This window comes from Marinobacter denitrificans, assembly GCF_008795955.1.
GTDB classification, from domain to species: Bacteria; Pseudomonadota; Gammaproteobacteria; order Pseudomonadales; family Oleiphilaceae; genus Marinobacter; species Marinobacter denitrificans.
In genome coordinates, this window is sequence record NZ_VMHN01000001.1 from 798926 (window position 1) to 819421 (window position 20496).

Sequence of the window (20496 nt, forward strand, 5' to 3'; positions counted from 1 at the left end):
CGAATTCAAAAGAGTCTGGCAGCCATTCTAAAGCCCGCCGTCCCAGAGAATGATATTCCTACACTTACCGATAGCGACGTTGGGCGCGATCTACGCTGAACCTGCAGCCACCGTATCGCTGACTCAACTGCCTCAGTCTTTAATGCACGTTAGAAATATTGCCTGGAGTCATTATGCATAAAAAGAAAATAGCACTCTCCGTAGCCCTTGCCTCATCGCTGTTATTTGCCAGCCCAACTACTCTGGCCCATGGGGGTTCGCCGGATTATATTCCACTAGCAGAAGCGCTCACATCCTCAGGGGCCAGTTATAAACTCAGCGAGGATAAAAGCGAATTGCTGATTACATCGGGGGACGCGGAATTCAGAGTGCCCCTGGGCGACAACCAGGCTTTTTATAACGGCAAGTCCATCGAGCTCTCCGCTCCTGCAAAAATGCATGATGGCGAGGTACTGGTAGAGCGGACGTTTACTCACGATCTGTTCAAGGACCAGGTCCAACAGAACATATCCACTGGCAATGCGAGCCACCCGCTTGATTCATTAACAGCAGAAGAAATCACCAAGGTTTCGAACGCCGTCAAGGCCTCCAAACACTACAAGGAAAACATTCGCTTCACAGAAATACGGCTGGCGGATCCAGCCAAAGACAAAGTCTGGAAATGGTCTTACGGCGAACCGCAGGATTTCGAGCGCCGGGCCAACTTTACTGTGGTCGATGGCAGAAAGGTCATTGAGGGAACGGTTGATCTTACTTCTGGGGATCTTCTGGGCTGGGAACACATCGAAGGCGCCCATGGCATGGTGACCTTCGATGACTTTATTGCCGTGCAGGAGATCGTCGCTACCAGTGACGCGTACAAAGCTGCGCTCAAAAAGCGTGGTATTGACGATGTCAGCAAGGTCGTTGCAACTCCCCTGACGGTGGGGTATTTCGGCGGGGATGACGGCCTGGAGCACGAGTTAAAGCTATTGAAAGTGGTTTCTTACCTCGACGTAGGTGACGGAAACTACTGGGCCCATCCGATCGAAAATCTCGTGGCCGTAGTGGACCTGGAGAAAAAGAGCATTTTGAAAATTGAGGACGACGGCGTCATACCCGTGCCAATGGCTCCTCGCCCTTATGATGGACGTGATCAGGACAAGATTGCCGATGTGAAACCTTTGATGGTCGTGCAGCCAGAAGGAAAGAATGTCTCCATGTCCGGCAATACGATTAACTGGCAAAACTGGGACTTCCATCTGAAACTGGACGCGCGCGTCGGTCCCGTCATTTCAACGCTGACCTACGACGACCAAGGCGACAAGCGGAAAGTCATGTACGAGGGTTCCCTGGGTGGCATGATCGTACCCTATGGTGATCCTGATGTGGGCTGGTACTTCAAGGCCTATCTGGACTCCGGCGATTACGGCATGGGTAACCTGACCTCGCCCCTCGAGCCCGGCAACGATGTCCCCAATAACGCTACCCTGTTGCCGGCTACCCTCGTAGACAACAATGGTGACCCTTTCACCATTCCCAATGCCATCGCGGTATTCGAGCGCTACGCAGGGCCGGAGTTCAAACATAATGAGATGCTCGGCAGCACCCCTGGCAATGAAAGCCGTGAGCGCAGGGAGCTGGTCGTTCGCTGGGTCAGCACCATTGGCAACTATGACTATATGTTTGACTGGATCTTCATGGCCAATGGCAACATTAAACTGACCGTCGGTGCGTCAGGCATTGAAGCGGTCAAGGCCGTGAAATCGCGCACCATTCACGACGAAACCGCAGACGAAGATACCCGCTACGGCACCCTGATCGACCACAACATCGTGGGCACCACCCACCAACATATTTACAACTTCCGCCTGGATATGGATGTCGATGGCATGCAAAACAGCATGATGGCAATCGATCCCGTGGTTGCAGAAAACACCGACGGCGGACCTCGCAGAAGCGTAATGATCACCAAAGAGCGACTCGTACCCTCAGAGCTCGAATCTGTCCAGAAATTCGACCCCTCAACCATCCGCCTGCTGACAAACCCCAACAAGGAAAACCGCATGGGTTATCCGGTGGGCTATCAGGTTATACCTTTTGCAGGAGGAACCCACCCGATTGCGAAGGGAGCCCTGTTCAGTGAAGACGAGTGGCTGTATAAGCGCGTCCACTTCATGGATAAGCAGATCTGGGTAACCCAATACAAAGCTGAGGAACGCTTTCCAGAGGGAAAATATCCCAACAGGGCCAAATCCGATGCCGGCCTGAAAGTCTTCGTCGAGGATGATGAGTCCATTGAAAACGTCGACACCGTGTTGTGGATGACAACTGGCGCAACTCACGTCGCCCGTGCGGAAGAGTGGCCGATGATGCCCACCGAGTATGTCCATTCCATGCTCAAGCCATGGAACTTTTTCGATCAGACACCGACGCTGAACCTGCCCGAGTAGGTGAAACCCGGCAGGCTGATCGACACAGGACAAAAATTCCAGGCAGGGAAGCCTGACCACACATTCAGATACACGGGAATCAGAAACAATGAACAAAAATCGTATAACACAAAGCCTGGCTTACTTTGCTCTGGTGGGGCTATCGGCACCGGCCTCTGCCTACAATTTTTACACCGAGGATGGCACCGAACTGAACGTCGATATCGAGGCGATGCTGGGTGTTTTCTCCAGCCAGGAAACTTACAACCTTGGCGCGAAGTCGGAAGCCGGTGAAACAGCCTGGCAGGAAGGCTTCATCAAGTACGGGCTGGCAGGAAGTCATATCATCGGCGCAAACAGCAGTGTATACGGAGCGCTGAACCTGGTCTCTTCAGGGACATGGGGCGATGGCGATGCAGGTGGATTCTCTTCCGGCAATGAACGCAGAACCTCACTGGAAGACGCCTACCTGGGCTGGCGCTCAGGCGACCTGATTCCAGCGCTTGGCCAGAACGGTCTCGATATTTCCCTTGGACGGCAAGCCTTCACCATTGGTGATGGTTTCCTCATCAATGGCGACTCCCTGAACTTTGGTGATGCCCTGAATCCCCTGGTGGGAGTCGATCTGGACCGGGGCGGCGCTTACTGGCTTGCCGCACGCAAAGCCTTTGATCAAACGGCTATCGCGCGTATTGGTGGTTCCGACGGACTGCGCGCCGACCTGTTCTGGCTGGACTCGGACAATAAAGCACAGGCACAGATGGAGCTGGCGGGCGCCAATGCCGAGTATGTGAGCTCCACGGGTACCTTCGGCCTGGCATATATCGAAGGGCTGAACGTCGACGATGACGTCGCACCATTGCTGGGGTACAACTCACGAGACGGCCAGCAAACCGTAAGCCTGCGCTATCAGGGCAACGCCGGCATTGAAAATCTGTTCCTGTCCGGCGAGTTTGTCACTCAGGAGCCGGGGGACAGTTCCTTCGACGATGCCCAAGCGTGGTACGCAGAAGCGGGCTGGACCTTCAGTGATGTCACCTGGTCACCCAGTGTCAACTATCGGTACTCGAGCTTTGACGAAAATTTCGATCCGCTCTTCTTCGGCTTTAACCGGGGCTATGGCACCTGGTTTCAGGGCGAAGTCGCCGCCAATTATGCCGGCCCCTTCAACTCCGATGCAGACGTGCACCATGTGGGCGTCAAGGCCACTCCATCAGAAACACTCAGTGTGGGCGCGCTGTTCTTCAACTTCCGTGACACCGCAGGCGGCAGCGATAACCTGGACGCCAACGAGATCGATGTCTATGCCGAATGGGTAGCAGCGCCCCATCTGATTATCAGTCCGCTGGTCGGTATCTATACCCCCGACACCAGTTCCGCTGAGGGTGGCAGCCAGATCGGTAATGATGACACAAATGTCTATGGCCAGATCATTGCGATAGTCCCTTTCTGACCGTTTAACAAATATAGCCTCAAGAGAGCATGATCATGAAGACTTACAGCAATTCCGTGAACGGCGAATCTGTTGAAACGCCAGATCACCAGGAAATCTTTAATCCCGCTACAGGGGCTTCCCTCGGCCTGGCCCCGATAAGTACCGAGTCAGACGTAGGTTCCGCTGTGAACGCCGCCCGCAAGGCTCAGCCTGACTGGGCCCGGACCAGCGACCAGGAGAGGCGGGACGCGGTAACCCGCATCGCCCAGGTACTGGAAGAAAACTCAGAGTACCTGGCCGAACTCATCACCCGCGAGCAGGGCAAGCCGCTGTCCGGCCCCGGCTCCCGGTTCGAGATGCAGGCCTGCGTGGGCTGGACACAGGTGCCAGCGGCACTGGAACTGCCACCAGAAATCGTCTACGAGGACGAGGAACGCAAAGATACCCTTCACCGGAAGCCCCTGGGTGTCGTGGCCGCCATCGCGCCCTGGAACTGGCCCTTGATGATTGCCATCTGGCAGATCATTCCTTCCATTCGCATGGGCAACACGGTGGTTCTCAAACCCTCCGAATACACCCCAATTGCAACCCTGGAAATGGTGCGGCTGATTAATCAGGTATTGCCGCCGGGCGTCCTCAATACCGTCTCCGGAGATGGCCGTATCGGTGCCGCCCTGACCAGCCACCCGGATATCGACAAAATCATGTTCACCGGCAGCGAGGCCACAGGTCGGCGTATTGTTGAGGCTTCCACCAAAAACCTTGCACCGATCACCCTCGAGCTTGGAGGCAACGATGCTGCAATTGTCCTCGCCGGCACCAACGCCAGTGCAATAGCCGAGGGCCTGTTCTGGGGTGCATTCCTGAACATGGGCCAGACTTGCGCCTGCATCAAGCGCCTATATGTTCATGAGAGCGATTACGAGGCCGTGGTTGATGCGCTCAGCAATCTTGCCCGCCAAATGCCCATTGGCGATGGTATGGACGAGAACAACCTGATCGGACCGCTGCAAAACGAGATGCAATACAACAAGGTGAAGGATCTGGTCGCCGATGCCCGCGCTAACGGCTGCAAAGTCATGGAATTCGGGACTATTCCGGACACGGGCTACTTCCTCCCGCTCACGCTGGTAGCGAACATTCGCGACGGCCAGAGATTGGTGGATGAGGAACAGTTTGGCCCTGCCCTGCCTGTCATTCGTTATCAGAGCCTGGATGAAGCCGTGGCTTCAGCCAACCGGCTGGAGGCGGGTCTTGGTGCTTCTGTGTGGGCAGATGATCCGGAGCAGGCTCAACAGGTGGCTGTTCGCCTGGAAGCAGGAACCGTCTGGATCAACCAGCATGGAGCCATCCACCCGATGGTGCCGTTTGGCGGCAACAAGGCCTCTGGTTACGGTGTAGAGTTCGGACTTGAAGGCCTCAAAGCTGTCACCCAACCCAGGGTCATCAGCATCAAAAAGTGATACCCAAGGCAATTGCTTCCCGAAGTCTGCCAGATGCGAAGTCTGGCAGGCTCCATTTCACATGGCACAGCTTTTACAGTACCCGGTTGGGGTGACACCGAAGTATTGCTTGAAGGCAGTCGAGAACGCACTTGGACTGGAAAAGCCAAACCGGTATCCGACTTCAGTCAGATTCAGCTTGCCCTTTGATGTCTTCATATAATCGGCACACATCTCCAGACGCTGGGTTCTGATGTACCCTGATACCGTCAGGGAACGAACCGCAAAGGCCCGATAGAGGCTGCGCACTGATGCCCCTGTCGTCGTTGCCACCATTCGTGCACTCAGCTCAGGCTCGCCGATATTGTCCTGAATAAATGAGACCGCCTGTAAGAAAACCCGCTCATTTGGGCTGCTACCAGAAAGGCTCCGAATCACTGAGGGCTTGATCAACATAATCAGTGAATCAACAATCGCTGAACCTTCTTCCTCATTCAGGCTATCGTAGTGAGCGGCCTCAGCAATGAGGCGGTTGGCCACACTGGCAATATGACTGTGAGACGGAATCCGTACTCCGAGCTCAATACCTGACAGGTTCAGGATACGCTCAATGACAGTACGGGGCAGGATGAGGGAAATTTGCTGGGATTCGTGATCGTAGGTAAAACTGAAAGGTAATGCGGAGTCTACCAGAACTATATCCCCTGTCTGGAGAATAGAACGGTTCCCTGCCTGTTCAACACGAGACGTTCCGTGAAGCTGGAAAACACAAAAAAATTCGGGCGCGACACATCGACGTATCTCGCTTCGACCCCGAACAAGCTGAGCCCCCCGAATGGCCACCCGCGACATATCTATGGCGCCACCACCCATCTTGTGAATATCACCGGAAAATATTCCTTCCAGGGGTTCCGCCGAGAAAGGTCCGCAAATCTGGTTAACGTCACTGATCCAACGGTCAAATCCTGCCGCTGCGTAAGCGCTTCCAACCATGGCTAGCCTGCTAAATTCGGTTTTTATGATTGTCGAAGCAAAGACTGGCCAGTTTCTTTGTATATGTCAAGACAGTGTGTACCGGGCAATTAAGGGCCTAAGCCAATAAATCCGATACAAACAAAAACTACAAACATCTTCTTATGAATCATAAATAGCATCTCCAAGGCCACAGAATCGCCGCAACCGTATTCCCGGCACGAAAGGCGTCGGCCAGTAGAGATACCCACCTAAATACCCGCTCACAACGGTTGACCCTGTAGTAACTACAGGGTTTTTAATGGCCTTATTCAAATACAGGAGGCCATCATGGCGTGTAGCTGCTCAGCACCCGAACCCAAATCCCCCGCTCCGGGCTTTCGCAAAGCCTTGTGGATTGCTCTTTCGGTCAACCTGGCTATGTTCCTGGTGGAGGGTTACGCGAGCCTGCAGTCCGGCTCCGTGTCCCTGCTCGCAGATGCTATCGACTTTTTCGGCGACAGCGCGAACTATCTACTGTCCCTGTCCGTCCTTTCCATGGGCATGCTCTGGCGTGGGCGGGCTGCCATGGTGAAAGGTATAACCATGACGGTGTTCGGCTTCGCGGTGCTGGGCCGCGCCATCTGGGTAATGCAGAATGACATAACGCCGGAACCGCTAACCATGGGAGCTGTCGGGTTACTGGCCCTGGTGGCCAATATGAGCGTTGCCTTCATGTTGTTCAAATTCCGGGAAGGCGATTCCGATATGCGCTCGGTATGGCTGTGCAGCCGCAATGATGCCATCGGTAATATTGCAGTCATGGTCGCCGCACTGGGTGTATTCGGCACTGGCACCGCCTGGCCGGACCTTATCGTTGCCGGCATTATGGGCACGCTCGCGATCACCGCTGGCATCAGTGTCGTGCGCCATGCGCGCAGTGACATTGCCCAGGGAAAAATCGCTGAGGCAGCTTATGGCGGCTGAGTTCGGTCATCCCGGCGGACTTTATGGATGCTTGTTATAGTGCGTCTCTTCTGATCGAGTGCTAATGTGATTTCGTAGGAACTGGTAGCGTCATTTGCCAACCGTCAGAAGGAGCCTAACATGAGCATATCGAAGGGTACCGAAGCCAGCGGTAAACAGCCGTTTCTGTCCGACATCAAAAAAATCCGGGAACGCGCCCGCGCAAACATGCGTGACGGCGCAATCACCGAAGGCTACAAGGCCGACCGGGAAACCGTGATCAGAATTCTCAACGAGGCACTCGCTACCGAGATTGTCTGTGTGCTGCGCTACAAGCATCACTACTATGCAGCAGACGGGCTGAACGCCGAAGCTGTAGCGCAGGAGTTTCTTGAACACGCACAGCAGGAACAGGAGCACGCCGATCAAATTGCCGAGCGTATTGCCCAGTTGGGAGGCAACCCGAACTTTTCACCGGACAGCCTGACGGCTCGCAGCCACTCGGAATACGTAGAAGGTGACACCCTAAAGGAGATGATCGAAGAAGATCTGGTAGCGGAACGTATCGCCATCGACAGCTATCGCGAGATCATCCAGTACCTGGGCGACGACGATCCGACCACACGGCGGTTAATGGAAGAGATTCTCGCCGTTGAGGAGGAACATGCCGACGATATGGCCGGCTTGCTACAGGATTATGATTAACGAGCGGCCCGGCGCACCAGACTTCAGTCGCTGTCTCCAGCACTGAAGTCCGTCAGCGTATACTGAATCTCGTCGTCAGCAATCATTTCATGGCCGTCGTACTTAATACGGCGAGGGAAGCCAAAGCTGGGATCGTACTCCACCTCCAGCTTGTGAGGTTTCCGTGCTGCCGAGGTCTCAATAAAGCGAAACACCCCGGCAATGGTCAGCCTGTAGTTATCCAATTGGTCCCGTTGCTTCAAGGGCTGCTCCAGGCCCTTAACCTCAACAACATCACCGTCTACAACGCTTACCCGCAGAGGTTGACGCAGCTCCGGTGGGCAGAAACAGGTCTGGGTGACGGTAACCTGGTAGGCGGAGGGGGCTTTGGCATTCCACAACGCCTGTGCCTGGGGTAAAGTTTCCGGTGCCATATCTGAAAACCTTTCAGCACTCGCATCGGAGGCTGTGGCACTACAGCCAGTCAGCAGCAGCACCAGCAACGGGAATGACAAACGCCGAACCAGCATTACCCCAGACTCCTGCGGCGAATGCCAGCTCCGGTGATGCCCAGCAGAACCCATAACCAGTGCATGGCGCCACCACCGCCACCGCCGCTGCTACCGCTGGAGTCTGACGTATCGGAATCCGTCTTTCGTGGGGTGCCTGATGTGTCGGAGTCAGACGTTTCGGACAAAGCAACAGTGATCTCCGTGAGCAACTCATCGTTACCGGGGCGAATGTCTTTGACCTCCCCGCCGCTACTGGACAGTGTCACATTTTGCAGCAAAGTAAACGTTGGACTTGAGCCCGCAACGGCATTAATACTGAGCGGGAGGCTCTCTCGCGCAGTAACACCACTGCAACTGAATGAAGTATCGTCCAGCAGAGCACACGGATTTCCATCAATACTCACGCCCTGCAGTTGCCCTTCGCTCTCCCCGACCACACCCGTTATGGTCAGCCCATCTGCGGGCTCTGCGGCCTGCCGGTAAGCCACGTTGAAGTTGGCCTGAAAGCTGGCGCCAGGCTCCACTTCAAGAGGGTTGCCGTCAACGTTCAGGATGCCGGCATCAGCGGGGAAGTTGAAGCATTGCTCAACGGCATTGAGCTCCGAAATCCTGTTACTGATATCGGTAAAGGAACAGCCTGAAAAGGAAGTAGCCGAAGGGTCAACATAGGGGCTCATGATGTGGTCGCCCGCCTCGCAACTGGTTCCAGCCCCGTCATGGCCGGCTCCCAGATTGTGGCCTATTTCATGGGCAACAATAACTGCGGTAGTGGCATTGGAATCAAATGCTTTGGTGATGCCAGAGGCATACCCGCTACCGTTGCACACCGTTCCGACCCAGGCAAGCCCTGCAGTGGAGTTGTCGAAGTTGCGGCCACTGACAAAATGGAAAATGGATTGTTCGCTTTTGAGGAACGAAATCTCACGATTGCCGCGCTTATAGGTAATGTCATTCAGCAACATTTCGGGATCGGTCGTGCTGTCAAACAAATCAGCGCCCATAAACGTCAGCGACAGAGTGTCGAAAACAACTCCGAACTGGTCCGCGTAAAATCCTTCCACCATATTAACTATAGCCGCCGCACGGCTCTGATAATCATCCGGAAAACGGCTCTGGAATTCTCTATCGAATGCCAGCTCCAGCTCCATCATAAGGCAGGCGCCATCAACCTTATCCGCACATAGAGTATCGTAGTTTGCAGAAACCGCCTGCACCGTGGCCATGTCGGCCAGGCTGTCGGGGGTAATGGCGGATTCACTGTGAACATGGTCCACGCCACACTGGGGCGCTTCCATCTGACTGAAACTGAAGCTGGTAGCGTGATCTGATTGCGACGAACCACCCAGGGTCTGCATGCGCCCAAACACGAACGCCAGGCCTTCCCATCCACTCTCCAGCCGGGAAATCCTTACCCAGCTATCCGGATCCTCTGGGAAATGGCCCTTATAATGCTTGCCGGCCAGGTTTTCCTCGGCGGAGCTGCCTGCTATCTGCAGCTGCCGATTTGGCTCAAGTACGGCATCATAGCCATACCCGTCAATCCAGATGGTTTTTACCAGGTTGTCATTTGCGACCACAGGCATCGACAATGTCAGCAGGAAGATGAATCCTGAGATAACAATCTGTATAAACTTGAATGGCATTGAACGTCCCTGTCTGGTTTCTCGCGGGCTGCGTGAAATCTAATCAAATCGCGAAACGAGCACTACGGAGTTTGCGTAACGTAATGTATTTATGAGGACTGTTTCTGAATTGCGGCTTCCTTCCTGCTGGCCACGCTTCACGCTGCTGGCAGCGCTGCTAGCGTTTGCCGCCCTGATACCGGCTGTGGCGCTTGAGTGGTCCCGCCCCGGAATTGCCGCAGGCGAATACTGGCGCCTGATCACCGGCCACTGGGTTCATCTTGGCACCAACCACCTGCTACTGAACCTGGCCGGATTGCTGGTAACCAGCCTGCTGTTTACTCGCCACCCTCCCCTGGCCTGGTGGCTAAGCTACCTGGCTCTGGCACCCCTCGTCATTTCCGCCGGCCTGCTGCTTATTGCACCTGAATTGGCCTGGTACCGGGGGTTTTCGGGTTGCCTTCACGGCCTTCTGGTGTTCACTGCACTTTTCAACCTCAGATCTGATACCCGCTGGAGCCTCATTATTCTGGGGTTCATTGCACTGAAGCTGCTATTCGAGAACGTCCTGTATCCCGCAACCGGGCACAACCCGCTGATTGGTGGCTCGGTAGTCACACAGGCCCACTGGCTCGGGGCGCTGACCGGCCTGGGGGCGGGCATCATGCTGCTTCTGCACAAAGCTGTACGGCCTGCTATCAGGGAATGACCAGCGCCACCATCAATGGAATGAAGGCGAGCGCAAACAGGGTACTCAACAAAGCGGTCCCTGCGGCCTGTTTAGGGGCGGTATCGAGCAGGGTGGCAATCACCACCGTATTGGCAGCAATAGGTGTTATGGAGATCAGGAAGATCGCCTGGTAGACCGCAAGGTTATAGAGGCCAAAGATGTTGGCGTCCAACCACCAGAACGCCATAGCCGCTAAAGGCCAGGACACGAATTTGCCGAAGAAGGCCAGGCCGGTGAAGCGAAGATTGCCGGCCAGCCCCCGAAAGCTGAGTATGCCCATGCCAATGATCATCATGCCCAGAATGCTGTAGGCCCCACGCAGGTTATCGAACAGGGGTGTGAATACATCCGGAATGGAAAAGCCGGAGAGGTTCAGCGTTACGGCCAGAACAAACGCGTATACCGACGGCAGGCGCGCCACCCGCACCAGAGCGTCTTTCAGGCTGTAACGCCCCCTGGCAGCCAAGTAAAAACCAACGGAATTCTCGAACAGTGTGGTGCCCAGCATGCACACGATATACAGCGCCAGCCCTTCCTGACCGAATAACAAAAGAGCCACCGGTATGCCGAAGTAGCCGGTATTACCCGTCCCCACCGACAGCGGAATGATGCTGGCACTCTCGTCTGTGATGAGGCGCCGGGCAACCCCCAGATGCGTGAAAGCGATCGCGCAACACATGGCGAAAGTCAGAAACGGCAACAGGATCACTTCCGCCGACAGGGGGGCGGCCATAACGCCGGAAAAAACCACCGAGGGCGTCATGATGTAAAGCATGATTCCGGCAATATGTTTGCCGCTCGCCTCCAAATACCTTCCGGCAACCCAGCCAAGAAGAACCGTTACATAGAGCGGGATCAGTTTCATAAAAAGAGCAAACGCGGCAGCCATCAGAACTCCAGGCAGGCAGAAAGCAGGCAGAATTTTTCAGGTACACAGGACGCGAAGTCTATCACCTACCCCTCCAGAGGTAACTCCCCGGCGCAATGGTGAAATCTCCCGGCATGCTTGACAATGATCAACAGCATTAGGAATGCATCTTTATATCCTAGTCGGGCAATCAGGTATTCCACAAAACTGAAAAGAGAGATACACACATGGCCGAGCGCTTTACCAAAAGCATGGCCAGGAACATATATCTGGGAGGAAGTGCATTCTTCATCCTGCTGTTTCTGGCCCTGACTTTGGACACACAGGTGCGGGCAATGCCCGAGCGGGACAACCGCGACCAACTCACCGATCAGGTGGTTCGTGGCAAACACGTCTGGGAGAACAACAACTGTGTCGGTTGTCACTCCCTGATGGGTGAAGGTGCGTACTTCGCGCCGGAACTTGCCAATGTATTCGACCGCCGTGGCGGTGGTAACAGCGAAGTCTTCAAGGCCTACATGAATGCCTGGATGACCGCCATGCCCACCAACGTGCCCGGCCGCCGCCAAATGCCCCAGTTCAATCTGACCGAGCAGGAAATCGAAGATCTCTCCGCCTTCCTGGAGTGGACATCAAAGATTGACGACAACGACTGGCCACCCAACATCGAAGGCTGAGGGAAAGGATATGAAATACGAATCTCAAAGGGTGGCAATGCCCTACTTCATCTTTGCCCTGGTTCTGTTTGTCGGCCAGATTGTATTTGGCTTGGTACTGGGTCTCCAGTACGTAGTCGGTGATTTCCTGTTTCCGGAAATACCCTTCAACGTCGCGCGCATGGTTCATACCAACCTGCTGATTGTCTGGCTGCTGTTCGGCTTTATGGGTGCCACCTATTACATGGTGCCGGAGGAGGCACAGACAGAACTGCACAGCCCGTTGCTGGCGTGGATTCTGTTCTGGGTTTTCGCCGTTGCCGGTACCCTGACCATTCTTGGCTACCTGTTCGTGGACTACGCCACCCTGGCGGATGTCACCATGAACAAGCTGCTACCCACCATGGGGCGGGAGTTCCTCGAGCAACCCACCATCACCAAAATCGGCATCGCGCTGGTGGTTGTCGGGTTTCTGTATAACATCATGATGACTGCCCTCAAGGGCCGTAAAACCGTCGTCAATATAGTACTGATTACAGGCCTGATTGGCCTGGCGGTACTCTGGATGTTCGCATTCTACAACCCTGGCAACCTGACCACCGACAAGTACTTCTGGTGGTTCGTGGTACACCTCTGGGTTGAGGGCGTCTGGGAGCTGATCATGGGTGCCATCCTGGCCTATGTTCTGATCAAGCTGACCGGTGTGGACCGGGAGGTGATCGAGAAGTGGCTGTACGTGATCATCGCCATGGCACTGATTACCGGCATCATCGGTACCGGCCATCACTTCTTCTGGATCGGTCCGCCCGAGTACTGGCTGTGGCTGGGTTCCGTATTTTCCGCCCTGGAGCCGCTGCCGTTCTTCATGATGGTGATCTTCGCCTTCAACATGATCAACCGCCGCCGTCGCAACCACCCCAACAAGGCCGCCCTGCTGTGGGCCATGGGTACTGCGGTCATGGCCTTCCTGGGCGCCGGTGTATGGGGCTTCCTGCACACCTTGGCACCAGTCAACTACTACACCCACGGCAGCCAGATCACCGCCGCCCACGGCCATATGGCCTTTTACGGCGCCTATGTGATGATCGTGCTGACCATCATCTCCTACGCCGTACCGATTCTGCGCGGCCGCCCCTACGGCAACAGCAACACTGCGCAGATTGTCGAGATGTGGGGCTTCTGGCTGATGACGGTTTCCATGGTGTTCATCACCCTGTTCCTGACCGCCGCTGGCGTTCTGCAGGTGTGGCTGCAGCGGATTCCCGACAGCGGGGACGCCCTGTCGTTCATGGCCACCCAGGACAACATCGCATTGTTCTACTGGATGCGCTTTGTCGCAGGTGCTTTCTTCATGGCCGGCCTGGTTGTTTATCTCGGCAGCTTCTTCATCAAGGGGCAGGCATCCCCTGCTGAAGAGGTCCGTGGTCCTGCCACCCAGGAAGCGTAAGTACCGCAGGCCGGGAACCGGTTTCCCGGCCTGCTCAACCCTCTACGGACCTTTAACGTGCATGCCCAGACGCAACAGAACAGGGACACCCTGCAGCAGAAGCGGTTACTGACACGATCCGCGTTCTTTCTGCTGTTTCTGCTTGCACCGGTGCTCAATATTTTTCGGTACGATCTGACAGAAACCCATTTCGTGCTTTTCGGATTTCCCCTCTCATTCAACCTTGAACTGGCCTGGGTCACCCAGAGCTCACCGGTGGAAGTGGCCGGGCAGATCCTGTTCTGGTTTGTGCTGCCCATCACCCTGCTCGTACCTCTCGTACTCTGGATAGCCTGGAAATGGGGGCGGATTTACTGCGGATGGCTATGCCCGCATTTCTCGGTGGTGGAAACCATCAACCAACTGATGACCCGAATTACGGGCCGCCCGACCCTGTACGAAGCCCTCAGGAAGGGCCGTCGCGGCAAGGCGCTGCACTGGGCGGGGCTGACGCTGGCCTGTGCCCTGATCGGCTTTTCCTGGGCACTGGCGATGCTGTCCTACCTGCTGCCGCCAATCCCCCTGTATACCGACCTGGTTACCGGTGAACTGGCAAAGTACCCGGCGATATTCCTCGCGGTGGCCACCTCACTGTTTACCCTGGATTTCCTGTTCGCCCGGCATCTGTTCTGCAAATACGGCTGCGCCTTCGGGGTCGTCCAGAGCATCGCCTGGATGGCCAACGGCAGAGGTAAAGTAGTCACCTTCGATGCCAGGCGGGCCGCTGCCTGCCAGGATTGTACAAAGGCCTGTGATGAGGCCTGCCCCATGCGCTTACCCACCCGCAGTCACAAGCGGGCGAAATTTACCTGCACCCAGTGCCTGCAGTGCGTGAGCGCGTGTCGCGAGGTACAGAAGAACAACCCGGAAGGTTCCCTGCTGAGCTGGGAACCGGGTGAACCCGGCAGACAGACCATTCTGATCCCGGTCCGCCAGGTGGATCCACCACGCCAGCAACGCGCCAGAGCCTGAGGAGTTGAAATGGAAGAGTGGGTAGGCTTCAAGTGGCACGAATACATCACCCGCCAGGCCATGGGCGAGTTCCCGGAGCATGCGGTTCACCTCAAGGATGAAGCCCGCACCCTGGGTATCCTGTTCCGTGCCTTGGGGGGCGACCCCGCATTGAGCCTGGTCACCGCAGAGCCTCGCCACTTCCGCACCCGGCGCCGCTTTTTGCAGAAACTGGCGGGTACCCACAAGAAATTCGAGCTGGCCTGGCGTGATGAGCAGAGCCTGCGGCTGCCGGAACGCCTGGCACTGTTCCCCTCGAAACGGGTCAACCGGGACCTGTACCTCTGGCTGGCAGCACTGGCTTCCCGCGGCGAACTCACCGATGCCGACTGGCTCACCGGCAACCAGGCCATGGTTCTGACCGTACTGGCGGAATGGCCGGGGCTGGAACCGGTCTATCAACGCCTGGTGCGCCATACCCTGCAATGGCGCCCGGACCCGGAGAGTCTGCCCCCGGCGGAGAGTCGCCGCGAGAAGGCCATTCGCCAGGCGCTGATCTACCCCGGCAGCGTTGAAAGGCTGCCGCCGGCAGAATCAGACCCCTGGCCGGTTGTGATCTGGCTCTACCCTACGGTTGCCCTGGGCAAGGTGACTGGCCAGATCATCGGCGACGACAACCTGACCTCAACACCGGGCGGCCTGGCGAAAAAACGCAAGCGCCGCCGCGCCGAGCGGGTGGACGCATTCGACAAGGATCAGGGCCTGATGCTGTTTCGCCTGGAAAGCCTGTTCTCATGGAGCGAGTTCATTCCCGTGGACCGGGCCGGTGACGACACGGAGGAAGACGATGCTGACTCAGTGGCGGATGACATGGACATGATCTCTGTCTCCAAGGACCGCAGGGAAGCCTCCTCGGCCATCAAGTTCGACCTGGACCTGCCCTCGGAAGAAAACGACGACCTGCACCTGGGCCCGGGCATTCACCTGCCGGAATGGGACTGGCGCAGCCAGAGTTACCGGGAAAAGTTCTGTTGCCTGCAACCCATGCTGAGCAAGGATTCGGTGCCGACCAGACTGCCAGACCACCTGTCCAGATCTGCCATGCGCTTACGCCGCCAGTTCCATGCGCTGAAACCCCTGCGACAGTGGGAACGCCGGCAGACTGAGGGCGAAGAACTGGACCTGGACGCCTGCATGGAGCGGGAAGTCCAGCATCGCAGGGGCACCGGCGTGATCAACCAGAAGCTGTTCCGCCGCTGCAAGCAGAATCAGCGGGACCTGGCATGCCTGATTCTGGCGGATATTTCCATGTCCACCGATACCTATATCAACAACAGCCAGCGGGTGATCGACATCGCCCGGGACGGCTTGCAGCTGCTCAGCGAAGCACTCCAGGCCAGCCGCGACCCCTTTGCCATATTCGCATTCTCGTCACGGCGCCGGGACCATATCCGCTTTCATCACATCAAGTCCTTCGATGAGCCTTATAACGATGTCAGCCGGGGCCGCATCCAGGCGCTGGAGCCGGGTTACTACACCCGCATGGGTGCTGCCATCCGCCAGGCAACCAATCTGCTGAAAGGCCGCCACGAACACCAGAAAATCCTGCTGCTGCTCACCGACGGCAAACCCAACGACCTGGACCTGTACGAAGGCCGTTACGGCGTGGAAGACACCCGCATGGCCGTTCAGGAAGCCCACAAGGCCGGTCTGACCCCCTTTTGCGTCACCATCGATGATGACGCCAACGAGTACCTGCCCTATGTCTTTGGCAGCAACCATTTCGTAGTCATCAAAGACCCGACCCAGTTGCCCCTGCAACTGCCCAAACTCTACATGAACCTGACTCGCTGATACCCATGCAAGCACCCACACAGGCACCCTCCATAGAACCCCGCCACCTGCCCGGCGACCTCGCTGTCTGGTTTTTCATCTTCGCGGAACTGGCCGTGTTCGGCATCCTGTTCATCGGCTTCGGCGTCGCCCGCAGCCTGGATCCGGATACCTTCACCGCCGGCCGCCAGGTGCTGCACCCCTGGACAGGCCTGATCAACACCATCGGGCTGATCACCGCCAGCTATCTGGTAGCCCTCGCCGTGCACCGTCTGCGACACCGCCAGCCGGGCGTCACCCTGTTACTCTGGGCCGCTATTGCCGCGTCCGGCATCTACACCTTTGGTAAGCTCTGGGAATACGTGGACCTTTACGGCAGAGGCTACAACCTGGGCACAAATACCTTCTTCATGTTCTATTTCTTCCTCACCTTCTTCCACTTCATGCACGTGGTCCTCGGCCAGATCATCCTGGTGGTTCTGGCGGTAAAGGTGAGAAACGGAGGCTACAACGGTGATGACATGAACGGCATGGAGTCCGGCGCCTCCTACTGGCACATGGTCGATCTGGTGTGGCTGGTGTTGTTCCCGATGCTGTACGTTCTTGCCTGAGGAGGCCAGATGCTTGCTGTCTACATCCTGTTAATGCTTTGCACCATGACGCCAGTGATTGCCATGCAGGCGGGCGCGGATGCTTCCGTGCTGGTGTGGCTGGTGTTTGCACTGATCATCGTGAAAGCCGTTCTGCTGGTCGATCATTTCATGGAAATGCGACACGCACCACTGGGGTGGAGACTGGCTTCACAAGGCTGGGCGGTCATCGTTATAGCTGCTCTGGCCGCCACACGCGGAATCCACTGACCCGGCCGCTCCACCACCAAAACTCCAGGATTCAGCTGAAGCGTCGCGGAAAATAAGGGGGCTTATCACCAATAGCCTGGGCCAACGCAACCATCCCCCATAAAACAAACGACGTATGCAGAACGATGGACCAGACAATGGCACTGGTCCAGAAATCACCGGTATTACCAAACGCCAGCCAGAACACAGCCACACCGCCACCAATAAGCGTCGCTCCCAGTAATGACATACAGACAGTCGCCTTAGCATGCAGCTTCCGCAAAGGTGACGCATTCCCCGAACGCAGATAGACCCAGAGCAAAACAGCAAAACCCACGAACGGCAGCAACAACAGATTCAACAGGTACCAGGCAACCGGCACCACCGCACCACTACTGGTTCTCGTCTGACTTCCCGAATACGGCATACACCACCTCCATGAGTGCGCTGACGGTTGCTTCATCGTCAGTCAACGGCTCTATCATCCCGGCCCGACAGGCCTCGGTAACCGGCACACCGGCGCGAACCAGGTGAGCGGTGTGAATCAGAAGACGTGTCGATGCCGCCTCCTCCAGATCATGATCTTTGAGGTTGCGCACGGAACGTGCCAGGCCAACCAATTGTTCAGCCAGATCCCGGTCGCAACCGGACTCCTCGATCACAATGGCCTGCTCGGCCGCCGCATGCGGGTAATCAAAACTCATCGATACAAAGCGCTGCCGAGTGCTGGGTTTCATCCCTTTGAGCAGGCTCTGGTAGCCCGGGTTGTAAGACACCACGAGCATGAAGCCCGGGGCCGCCTTCAGCACTTCGCCGGTCCGTTCGATTGGTAGCTCACGGCGGTCATCCGCCAGCGGATGCAGTACTACCGTGGTGTCCTTGCGGGCTTCTACCACTTCATCCAGATAGCAGATGCCGCCTTCCCGCACTGCCCGGGTCAACGGGCCGTCCTGCCAGTAGGTGCCGTCCGGGCCAATCAGGTGCCGGCCCACAAGATCCGCAGCAGTGAGATCATCGTGGCAGGCCACTGTGTAGACAGGTCGCCCCAGCTTCTCCGCCATAAAGCGGACAAAACGTGTCTTGCCGCAGCCGGTCGGGCCCTTGATGAGCACAGGCAAGCCGTTATTGGCCGCGGCCTGGAAGAGTTCTATCTCGTTACCTGCCGGTTGGTAAAACGTCATTGAGTTCTATCCTCTGAATCCTGAGTGTCGGGCAAGGCAAAGCCATACACCCATTCGGGAAAGATCGCGAACCTCTGCGGATCGTCTTCCCGCTGTAATTCGGCCAGTGCCTGTTCACAAATTTCAGCGCGCTTATTCCAGCCGGTCTGGCGATACCAGCCAGCCGCCTTTACAGGCTCCCCCTGCCAGCTGACCACAAGGCTGTTCCTGGCCAGGAAGGGTTTCAAAAAGCCCAGCTCCGATACGGCAGCATAGGTGTTGTTATGGAGCAACAACCCCAGTGCAGAGCTGTAGTCACCGGCCTCGTATAACTGCCCGGGCTCCGGCACGATACCTTGTTCCTGCAACGCTATCAGCGCCAGGCTAGCTCCCAGAGGGTCATTGCCGGCAACTGTCGCAAGGTCACGCCCCTGCAGTTCATCAAGGCCCCTCATTCCCGATGTCTTGCGAGTGACCCAGACAGGAACCGGCAGCTTGCCCTCCCGGTTCACCGCCTGAAGTACGGGTTCCGCTTCCCCGGGGCTACCCGGAAAAAAAGCCAGGGCAAGCCCCCGCACCGCGGCACCTATCTGAACATCAGCTTCGCAGCCCCGTGTTTGCAGGTACTCCGTCAACCGATAGCGCGACACGGCCGCAGGCCCGGTGGCAGACTCAATCCCGATCAGGATACGCGCTTTGTCAGCGCTGGCAGGCGCGGCATACATCAGCCCGGCCAGCAAAAACCCGGACAATACCCGCCATGGGTTAAAGACCAAGTGCATGAGCCCGGCTGGTAAAGAAGATGCCACTGGGTTTTTCTGCATTAAGTGTTGCAACCGGTTCCAGCGTTCGGGTGCTGTAGACAGTTACCTGATTGCTGTCTCTCGCAGACACCCACACTTCCTCTCCGCGGGGGGTAAACTCCATGTGCAGAACCGCCTCGCCGGGTTCCAGGGTGCGGATAATTTTCCGGGTTTGGGAATCAATCACCTGTACCACATCGTTCTTCGGGTGGGCAAAGCTCACCCAGATCTGGCGATTGTCCGGGCTGGCCATGACAAACACCGGCTGGCCTTGCACCGGAATCCGATCGGTCAGTGACCAGTCCTGCATGTCGGCCACCAGTACCTGATGGTGTCCCACCGCCGGCACAAAGGCTCGGCCGTCGGCGATGGCCCAGCCTTCCAGGTGGGGCATCTTGTAAACGGGCAGCTTCTGCTCACCCATGCCGTAATCCGGCAGAATCTCGGTCACCCCCTGGTCCGGATTCCACAGGTCCAGCATGGACAGACCGTCTTCACCAAAAAGGCCGGCAATGTAGTAACGGCCATCCGGCGTAATCAGGGCGTCGTATGGCGATTTTCCGGCCTCAAAACGGGTGATCTCAGCGGTCTTATCACTCATATCGATGGTCCAGATCTCTCCGGCCTCAAACAGGCTGAACACAAACAGGTTCCCCGGTGCGTCCACCAGTCCGACCGTTTTAGACTGGCCGGCCTCACTGTCGCCGCTGGTGTAAGTAGCAGGTATGTCTGCCACCAGCTCCATGGTCTCGCTATCAAATACTTTCACCCCGCCCGGTTCGTAATTGGACACCGCCACATAACGGCCATCCTGTGAAATCGCCCCGCCAATACTGTTACCGGACTGGATAACACGGTCGACAATGGACTGGCTTAACAGGTCCACCTTGGTGAGGCCCCCGTCGCGACCGAACACATACCCGTAGCGGGCATCCCGGGAGTAAACCACAGACGCATGGGACAGATCCCCCAGCCCCTCAACACGGCCCAGTACTTCGTGCCGGGAGGTATTGACGACCAGTACCGAGCCCGTGGTTCGCTCAACGATCAGCCCCAGGTCGCCGGTACCCATAATATCGGGGCGGGGATCTGACCCGGAGAGCGCCTGGCAACCACTCAGGCCAAAGGCCAGAAACAATGCCAGCAT

Annotated in this window: 20 protein-coding genes; 12 read left to right on the top strand and 8 right to left on the bottom strand. The window is 56.8% G+C overall.

The features are described 5' to 3' along the window. Positions 1-173: 173 nt before the first annotated feature. From FO268_RS03720 to FO268_RS03730, 3 genes are all read left to right on the top strand, one after another. Entirely contained in the window at positions 174-2432 is a 2259-nt protein-coding gene (locus tag FO268_RS03720; protein WP_150989765.1) for a copper amine oxidase, read from the top strand. A 103-nt stretch (positions 2433-2535) separates the two neighbouring features. After that, positions 2536-3864: an alginate export family protein gene (locus FO268_RS03725; RefSeq protein ID WP_404802907.1), complete on the top strand. Its 1329-nt coding sequence runs from the start codon at positions 2536-2538 to the stop codon at positions 3862-3864. A gap of 35 nt (positions 3865-3899) precedes the next feature. Then, the gene (locus tag FO268_RS03730; RefSeq protein ID WP_150989771.1) at positions 3900-5309 is read left to right on the top strand and encodes an aldehyde dehydrogenase family protein; all 1410 of its coding nucleotides are present in this window, start codon (positions 3900-3902) and stop codon (positions 5307-5309) included. Positions 5310-5366: 57 nt separating this feature from the next. Here the strand turns inward: FO268_RS03730 and feaR are convergent, their stop codons facing one another. Continuing rightward, entirely contained in the window at positions 5367-6281 is a 915-nt protein-coding gene (feaR, locus tag FO268_RS03735; protein ID WP_150989774.1) for a transcriptional regulator FeaR, read from the bottom strand. Positions 6282-6590: 309 nt separating this feature from the next. On the opposite strand from feaR, the gene FO268_RS03740 reads away from it, so the two are divergent. After that, positions 6591-7226, top strand: coding sequence for a cation transporter (locus tag FO268_RS03740; RefSeq protein ID WP_150989777.1), 636 nt, complete (start codon positions 6591-6593; stop codon positions 7224-7226). Positions 7227-7346: 120 nt separating this feature from the next. Further along, positions 7347-7910: a ferritin-like domain-containing protein gene (locus FO268_RS03745; RefSeq protein ID WP_150989780.1), complete on the top strand. Its 564-nt coding sequence runs from the start codon at positions 7347-7349 to the stop codon at positions 7908-7910. A 23-nt stretch (positions 7911-7933) separates the two neighbouring features. Here FO268_RS03745 and FO268_RS03750 read toward each other — a convergent pair whose 3' ends face one another. Beyond that, on the bottom strand, positions 7934-8419 hold the full coding sequence (locus FO268_RS03750; protein WP_150989783.1) for a DUF6174 domain-containing protein: 486 nt from the start codon (positions 8417-8419) through the stop codon (positions 7934-7936). Beyond that, positions 8419-10044, bottom strand: a complete 1626-nt coding sequence (locus tag FO268_RS03755; RefSeq protein ID WP_150989786.1) for a M12 family metallo-peptidase — start codon at positions 10042-10044, stop codon at positions 8419-8421. Before FO268_RS03755 ends, FO268_RS03750 begins: the two co-directional genes overlap by 1 nt. A gap of 91 nt (positions 10045-10135) precedes the next feature. Between FO268_RS03755 and rrtA the strand changes: the two genes are divergently transcribed. After that, a complete protein-coding gene (rrtA, locus tag FO268_RS03760; RefSeq protein WP_150989790.1) occupies positions 10136-10732 on the top strand; it encodes a rhombosortase in 597 nt (198 codons plus the stop codon). Here the strand turns inward: rrtA and FO268_RS03765 are convergent. Further along, a complete protein-coding gene (locus FO268_RS03765) occupies positions 10722-11642 on the bottom strand; it encodes an AEC family transporter (protein WP_150989793.1) in 921 nt (306 codons plus the stop codon). The genes rrtA and FO268_RS03765 overlap by 11 nt on opposite strands. A 206-nt stretch (positions 11643-11848) precedes the next feature. Here FO268_RS03765 and FO268_RS03770 point away from each other — a divergent pair, with 206 nt between their 5' ends. Genes FO268_RS03770 through FO268_RS03795 form a run of 6 tightly spaced genes read left to right on the top strand, consistent with a single transcriptional unit; the run spans position 11849 to position 17407 of the window. Further along, on the top strand, positions 11849-12298 hold the full coding sequence (locus FO268_RS03770; RefSeq protein ID WP_150989797.1) for a c-type cytochrome: 450 nt from the start codon (positions 11849-11851) through the stop codon (positions 12296-12298). 10 nt (positions 12299-12308) lie between these two features. After that, on the top strand, positions 12309-13724 hold the full coding sequence (locus tag FO268_RS03775; protein WP_150989800.1) for a cbb3-type cytochrome c oxidase subunit I: 1416 nt from the start codon (positions 12309-12311) through the stop codon (positions 13722-13724). A gap of 57 nt (positions 13725-13781) precedes the next feature. After that, positions 13782-14735: a 4Fe-4S binding protein gene (locus tag FO268_RS03780; RefSeq protein WP_150989803.1), complete on the top strand. Its 954-nt coding sequence runs from the start codon at positions 13782-13784 to the stop codon at positions 14733-14735. Between the two features lie 9 nt (positions 14736-14744). Then, a complete protein-coding gene (locus FO268_RS03785; protein ID WP_150989806.1) occupies positions 14745-16568 on the top strand; it encodes a nitric oxide reductase activation protein NorD in 1824 nt (607 codons plus the stop codon). A 5-nt stretch (positions 16569-16573) separates the two neighbouring features. After that, positions 16574-17158, top strand: a complete 585-nt coding sequence (locus tag FO268_RS03790) for a cytochrome c oxidase subunit 3 (protein WP_150989809.1) — start codon at positions 16574-16576, stop codon at positions 17156-17158. A 9-nt stretch (positions 17159-17167) separates the two neighbouring features. Beyond that, a complete protein-coding gene (locus tag FO268_RS03795) occupies positions 17168-17407 on the top strand; it encodes a cytochrome C oxidase subunit IV family protein (RefSeq protein WP_150989812.1) in 240 nt (79 codons plus the stop codon). A 31-nt stretch (positions 17408-17438) separates the two neighbouring features. Here FO268_RS03795 and FO268_RS03800 read toward each other — a convergent pair whose 3' ends face one another. The 4 genes from FO268_RS03800 to FO268_RS03815 are packed head-to-tail and all read right to left on the bottom strand — an operon-like array spanning position 17439 to position 20496. Continuing rightward, on the bottom strand, positions 17439-17813 hold the full coding sequence (locus tag FO268_RS03800; protein ID WP_150989815.1) for a hypothetical protein: 375 nt from the start codon (positions 17811-17813) through the stop codon (positions 17439-17441). Continuing rightward, positions 17779-18567, bottom strand: coding sequence for a CbbQ/NirQ/NorQ/GpvN family protein (locus FO268_RS03805; RefSeq protein ID WP_150989818.1), 789 nt, complete (start codon positions 18565-18567; stop codon positions 17779-17781). The genes FO268_RS03800 and FO268_RS03805 overlap by 35 nt, the downstream gene beginning before the upstream one ends. Next, on the bottom strand, positions 18564-19328 hold the full coding sequence (locus FO268_RS03810) for a PhnD/SsuA/transferrin family substrate-binding protein (protein ID WP_150989821.1): 765 nt from the start codon (positions 19326-19328) through the stop codon (positions 18564-18566). Before FO268_RS03810 ends, FO268_RS03805 begins: the two co-directional genes overlap by 4 nt. After that, positions 19312-20496, bottom strand: coding sequence for a cytochrome D1 domain-containing protein (locus FO268_RS03815; RefSeq protein ID WP_150991634.1), 1185 nt, complete (start codon positions 20494-20496; stop codon positions 19312-19314). Before FO268_RS03815 ends, FO268_RS03810 begins: the two co-directional genes overlap by 17 nt.

Coding starts and splice junctions, on each gene's coding strand:
- FO268_RS03785 (WP_150989806.1), top strand. CDS start 14,745: ATGGAAGAGTGGGTAGGCTTCAAGTGGCACGAATACATCACCCGCCAG.
- FO268_RS03765 (WP_150989793.1), bottom strand. CDS start 11,642: ATGGCTGCCGCGTTTGCTCTTTTTATGAAACTGATCCCGCTCTATGTA.
- FO268_RS03770 (WP_150989797.1), top strand. CDS start 11,849: ATGGCCGAGCGCTTTACCAAAAGCATGGCCAGGAACATATATCTGGGA.
- FO268_RS03795 (WP_150989812.1), top strand. CDS start 17,168: ATGCTTGCTGTCTACATCCTGTTAATGCTTTGCACCATGACGCCAGTG.
- FO268_RS03740 (WP_150989777.1), top strand. CDS start 6,591: ATGGCGTGTAGCTGCTCAGCACCCGAACCCAAATCCCCCGCTCCGGGC.
- FO268_RS03750 (WP_150989783.1), bottom strand. CDS start 8,419: ATGCTGGTTCGGCGTTTGTCATTCCCGTTGCTGGTGCTGCTGCTGACT.
- FO268_RS03815 (WP_150991634.1), bottom strand. CDS start 20,496: ATGCTGGCATTGTTTCTGGCCTTTGGCCTGAGTGGTTGCCAGGCGCTC.
- FO268_RS03810 (WP_150989821.1), bottom strand. CDS start 19,328: ATGCACTTGGTCTTTAACCCATGGCGGGTATTGTCCGGGTTTTTGCTG.
- FO268_RS03800 (WP_150989815.1), bottom strand. CDS start 17,813: ATGCCGTATTCGGGAAGTCAGACGAGAACCAGTAGTGGTGCGGTGGTG.
- FO268_RS03790 (WP_150989809.1), top strand. CDS start 16,574: ATGCAAGCACCCACACAGGCACCCTCCATAGAACCCCGCCACCTGCCC.
- FO268_RS03745 (WP_150989780.1), top strand. CDS start 7,347: ATGAGCATATCGAAGGGTACCGAAGCCAGCGGTAAACAGCCGTTTCTG.
- rrtA (WP_150989790.1), top strand. CDS start 10,136: ATGAGGACTGTTTCTGAATTGCGGCTTCCTTCCTGCTGGCCACGCTTC.
- FO268_RS03720 (WP_150989765.1), top strand. CDS start 174: ATGCATAAAAAGAAAATAGCACTCTCCGTAGCCCTTGCCTCATCGCTG.
- FO268_RS03755 (WP_150989786.1), bottom strand. CDS start 10,044: ATGCCATTCAAGTTTATACAGATTGTTATCTCAGGATTCATCTTCCTG.
- FO268_RS03805 (WP_150989818.1), bottom strand. CDS start 18,567: ATGACGTTTTACCAACCGGCAGGTAACGAGATAGAACTCTTCCAGGCC.
- FO268_RS03775 (WP_150989800.1), top strand. CDS start 12,309: ATGAAATACGAATCTCAAAGGGTGGCAATGCCCTACTTCATCTTTGCC.
- FO268_RS03730 (WP_150989771.1), top strand. CDS start 3,900: ATGAAGACTTACAGCAATTCCGTGAACGGCGAATCTGTTGAAACGCCA.
- feaR (WP_150989774.1), bottom strand. CDS start 6,281: ATGGTTGGAAGCGCTTACGCAGCGGCAGGATTTGACCGTTGGATCAGT.